General features: G+C 57.4%; 7 protein-coding genes. All 7 read right to left on the bottom strand.

What is annotated here, in order from left to right:
- Positions 1 to 541 precede the first annotated feature (541 nt).
- A complete protein-coding gene (locus H7A81_RS25855) occupies positions 542 to 841 on the bottom strand; it encodes a helix-turn-helix domain-containing protein (RefSeq protein WP_182059173.1) in 300 nt (99 codons plus the stop codon).
- Position 842: 1 nt separating this feature from the next.
- Complete coding sequence (locus tag H7A81_RS25860; protein ID WP_182059174.1) at positions 843 to 1193, bottom strand: type II toxin-antitoxin system RelE/ParE family toxin; 351 nt, start codon at positions 1191 to 1193, stop codon at positions 843 to 845.
- A gap of 136 nt (positions 1194 to 1329) precedes the next feature.
- The gene (locus tag H7A81_RS25865) at positions 1330 to 1716 is read right to left on the bottom strand and encodes a hypothetical protein (protein WP_182059175.1); all 387 of its coding nucleotides are present in this window, start codon (positions 1714 to 1716) and stop codon (positions 1330 to 1332) included.
- 866 nt (positions 1717 to 2582) lie between these two features.
- Positions 2583 to 2798, bottom strand: coding sequence for a hypothetical protein (locus H7A81_RS25870; protein WP_182059176.1), 216 nt, complete (start codon positions 2796 to 2798; stop codon positions 2583 to 2585).
- A gap of 45 nt (positions 2799 to 2843) precedes the next feature.
- Positions 2844 to 3389 carry a hypothetical protein gene (locus H7A81_RS25875; protein ID WP_182059177.1) on the bottom strand — a complete coding sequence of 182 codons (546 nt, stop codon included), beginning with the start codon at positions 3387 to 3389 and terminating at the stop codon, positions 2844 to 2846.
- Between the two features lie 60 nt (positions 3390 to 3449).
- Positions 3450 to 3773, bottom strand: a complete 324-nt coding sequence (locus H7A81_RS25880) for a hypothetical protein (protein WP_182059178.1) — start codon at positions 3771 to 3773, stop codon at positions 3450 to 3452.
- 84 nt (positions 3774 to 3857) lie between these two features.
- The gene (locus H7A81_RS25885) at positions 3858 to 4361 is read right to left on the bottom strand and encodes a hypothetical protein (RefSeq protein WP_182059179.1); all 504 of its coding nucleotides are present in this window, start codon (positions 4359 to 4361) and stop codon (positions 3858 to 3860) included.
- Positions 4362 to 4625: the final 264 nt, after the last annotated feature.

Raw genomic sequence — 4625 nt, forward strand, 5'->3', positions numbered from 1 at the left:
CTGAATGAATGGCAGTGCTACGAAAAGCCCTCCGCGCCGGGGTTGACCGGAACAGCCTCACCAAACGGGAAGCGGGCATGAACACACCCCGGACGGCTTTGCCGGACCGGGCCTTAGCGGCCACGTCTGTCTGTGGCCAGTGAACGCGCGGGCGCACGCCCGCTGCAGGGGTTGATTTGGCCGTTGCCATCAGACCCTAGCCGGACGGCCCGGAACGCTACGCGGTCCGGCGGAGCTTACCGGCCTGCCGGTTAGCGGAGTGGGGCTTGACGACCCGGCAAGGCCGGGGAGCCGAAGGGGGCCATTGCCATTAACATGCCGTTAAACTCACGGAGTGACAGACCGGACAGGATGGGTGACCTGCTGTATGACCTGAGCAAGAGAGGTAGCAGAGGGAAGACATAGAGACAATTCGCCGATGTGAGTATGCGCAGGCGGAGGGAGATGACCGGTGCGTCAGCACCGGCTTTCTCTGGCCCACAGGGCCGCCCGCTTTAGTCCCGGGCACCCAGCCGCACAGCAGCTGACTCCCGGCACCCTTTCACAGGGTATAAGCGATGCGTTTTCCGTCAGGCAGCTTCACATCGATACTCAGTTCACCACCGAGGGCTTTGACATAACGCTGTAGCGTAGAGAGCCGCGGGTCATTGTCAGGCTGCTCCATGCGATTAACCGCGGGCTGGCTGACCCCCATCGCCGCCGCCAGCGCCGTCTGTGACACGTTAAGCGCTTCCCGCAGCTGCACCAGGGCAATTTTTATGCTTTCAGCTTCAACGCGGGCGGCTACGCGAGCCTGCATTTCTGGGCTTTCTTTCGCCAGCAGTTCTTTATAACTTGCCATCTTATTTCTCCCGTTTTGCCAGATGCTGCCGGTACTCACTGTCAGCCTGCGCGATCATTTTTTTATAGAATCGCTTTTCATTCAGCCCCGTTTTATCACCCGCACACAACACAATCGCGTTCCGCTCAGGATCAAAGGCGAAAAATGCACGCACCGGATCGCCCGAATGCTGGATGCGCAATTCTTTCATGTTTGGAAACGCGGAGCCGTGAAGCGTATCCACGTAAGGACGACCGAGCCCGGGGCCAAACTTTTCAAGCAGTCCCATTGCCGCATAGACTGACTCTCTTAACGCATCGCTTTGTGACAAAAACCAGTGGTCAAAAGCGTCAGTTGTATTCACCTGCCACATAGCACACCTATAATGAATACGTTATAGCAGATTATAACGTAATCGTTATAGCCTGCCAACTCATCCGAATGTTCACAGCCCGCTCAACAATGCCCACAGAAATGTTGTTTTATGGGCACTGTTCCGGGCTCCCTTGTCAGGGATGGGCATAACCCACAATCAGCATGTTTTTCAGTTCACGGACGGCATCAGCCCAGAGGCGTGGCCCCCAGTCAGCGCAATAGCTGATGACAATCTCATGCACCAGCAACCAGGCTGCCACGACCGTTGCCGGAATACGCGGACGCGGTTCAGACCAGTCGGTCACGGCATTGCACACCCCTTCAGTAATAGCCTTCACACAGCCGTGGATCAGCTCCCAGCGCTCCTCCACCAGCATTTCCGTGCTGCCGTCACACAGGGAAATCAGAAACGTTATATCAACAGCAAGCGAGGCTGAGAGCCCGTTGGTGTTGAGCCTTTCAGACCATGTTTTGGGAGATTCTGGCGTGGCGGTTTTGACGTTGACGTTGTGTGTGTTCATGGCATTTCTCCTGTCTCTGTGAAAGTTCATGTTTCGGTCGATCCAGTCGCGGCGAAGGGCAAAGGAGCAATGACAGGCAGGCAGTATAAGGGCGCCTCTGGCGTGCATTTCACCCTTGTACTGAATGAATGGCAGTGCTACGAAAAGCCCTCCGCGCCGGGGTTGACCGGAACAGCCTCACCAAACGGAAAAGGACATGAACACACCCCGGACGGCTTTGCCGGACCGGGCATTAGCGGCCACGTCTGTATGTGGCCAGTGAACGCGCGGGCGAACGCCCGCAGCAGGGGTTGATCTGGCCGTTGCCATCAGACCCCAGCCGTCAGGCCCGAAACGCATCTTTTCGCGGTTCGGCGAAGCTTACCGGCCTGCCGGTTAGCGCAGTCGGGCTGACGACCCGGCTTGCCCGGGGAGCCGGAGGGGGCCATGTGTCGTGCGTTATGACTGACAATGGGACAGGGAGGTACAATCACAACCAAGGGAATGCACCAGCGATACTTCTTAAAACGGCGGTGAAGCGGTAATAAGGAAAAGAGAGCAGATATGAAAGAACAGGCTCCCGGGATAAGGAAGCTGCGGGAAGGGACTCGCCGTGCGTCAGCACCGCCTTTCTCTGGGCCCGAAGGCCCGCAGGTTTTGAACGGCGGCGGAACATCTGCTCAGCCATCAGCAACTGGCAGACACCCAAGGCCATACAGGCGAGCATAGTGGCTGAATCTTACGTCCTGCTTCGGGATAAGCCTGCTCTCCCTGTGTTCATCCTCTGAAAAAGCCACCCCCTCTCCTGTCCGGATCTGTTGTGCCGGGGACAAACTCCCGGACACACGGGCGGCATCACATAATGAACGTAATCAACGCAAAGGCATCTACTCCCGTTCTTCACTGATGAGCACAAAATACCGGTGTCGCTGATCCAGCATGTATTCACGCGCCTGTTCGCTTATCCACGGTCGCGCCGCTTCTGCGGTATACAGGTTGTATGAATGGCATTCCGCTGCAGTCATGACGTGACCGGTCCAGGTCACATAGCCTGCTTTGAGCGGATTCTTTAGCGCTTCCGCCAGTCGTTCATGTGTAGTCATTGCTGTCTCCTGTTGCCCCCGCAGCGTACCGCAGGGGATTACTGTTTACCCTTGCAGACGTGAATACTGCCAGTGGCAGAACGGGCTTTGTTCATCCGCTTCCGGCAGGTTTGTCCGTGCATATTTTTCCAGGCCATCGTGTTCTGACCAGAACAGTTCCAGGGCTTGCACAGTTAATACGCCGCTGACCTGATAGACGTTCGTGGTCTGAAACTCGCGGTTTTCAGGGTATGCCTCCTCGCCGAGGGGATTGGCTGAATGCACGATCCGCGTTTGATAGGTATCGGGTGCGGCTCCCGCTTTGGCGGCGAAAACCGTCACGGTGACCTGTAGCTGCTCCAGCGGCTTAATCAGCAGCAGATCGTTTGAGGACGCATACTGACCCGTGTCAAAAATCGCTTTGTCACGCGTAAACGTGGCGGCTGCCAGGTATTCAAGATGCATGGCAAAATCGGTGCGCAGCGCGGCGCTGTTGACGTTAAAATCGGGCCGGTTAATAACGAAAAGATGGCGGCGCAGGCTGCGACGAATGGCATCAAAATCGACACCGGAGCGTTGAGCGTCTTTAACGGGCATAGCTTGAGCTGTCATGGTGAATTCCTTAAGTAGTTGGTTTGCTCAATAAAGGGCGCATCCGCGCCCCTGCTGCGTTCAGTTCTGCTGCCAGCGATGGGCGATCATGCCCGGCATCAGGCGGTAACCCACGTCGTACTCCAGCACCGCGACGGGCCAGTTATCGCGCAGGTAAATCCGCAGCCCTTCCGGCTCGTCGGTGGGCTCATGAATGACGCTGCACATCCCCAGCTCCTCCCACGGCACGGCGCTGAATCCGGCAAAGGTTCCCGCTTCGCAGATGTACGCATACAGATCCGCAAACTGTGCCGCTGTCAGACCCTTTAACGGCTCGTGCCCTGTCCCGCTGGCGGACAGATTTACATCCTGTGTCAGCTGTGCGACGATTCGGTTATCAAACATGTCGTTACTCCTTCGTGATTGAAGTGACCGATTAGAGTTGCCGCTCGAACCGGTCGTTGAGAGAGCAGGCTTATGCCTGCTTTTTTAATGCGCGTTTTCCGCCGCCATCGCCAGCACGGCACCCAGCACCAGATCCGCGTGTTTTTTCCAGGCATAGTCCCGGCACTCGAAATAGCGTCCGCGAATGTGCGCAAAAATATGCGTCACCTTCCCGGAATACATCTCACTGCATTTGAACGTCTCGCCTGCGCGTGAGGACTGCCAGTCCAGCGGCGGCAGCACGGTCAGCTGATCCATCCAGCGCGCTTCGGTCACCTCCGCCCACGGCCTGAACAGACGCGTACAGAACAGGGCATCCGCGTCGGATTCGGTCATCAGCGCCATGTCGGCGTACTGCACCTGCAACTCCTCCAGTGTTTCAAAACTGAACACGGACACGGTGCTACCGTCGTTTAACGTGATCGCCTCACTGAAAATCCTGCCGGTATCGATGCGCACGAACACCCGCGCCTCAGCCTGTGTGCTCCTGCCCTTAACCCATGTTTTGGAAGATTCTGAAGCGGCGACGTTGATGTTCTGTGTGTGCATGCTGGTGCTCCTGTCTGGTGGTTAATTCATGTTTCGGTGAGTTCCTCGCGGCAAAGGGCTGAGAAGCGCGGGCAGGCGGCTGTGACCAGGGCGCCTCCGGCGTGCATTTCACCCTGGTGACTGGCGAATGACTGTGCTTGGATTCGCCCGCCGCGTGGACCGACCGCAACATGACCACCGCATCAGAGATGAGCAGGCACACACCCGACCGCAAGGCGGGCGGCCTTAGTGGCCACGGCTTTTTGTGGCCAGTGAACGCGCGGG

The sequence above is a fragment of the Pantoea sp. ME81 genome (assembly GCF_903970985.1).
GTDB classification, from domain to species: Bacteria; Pseudomonadota; Gammaproteobacteria; order Enterobacterales; family Enterobacteriaceae; genus Pantoea; species Pantoea communis.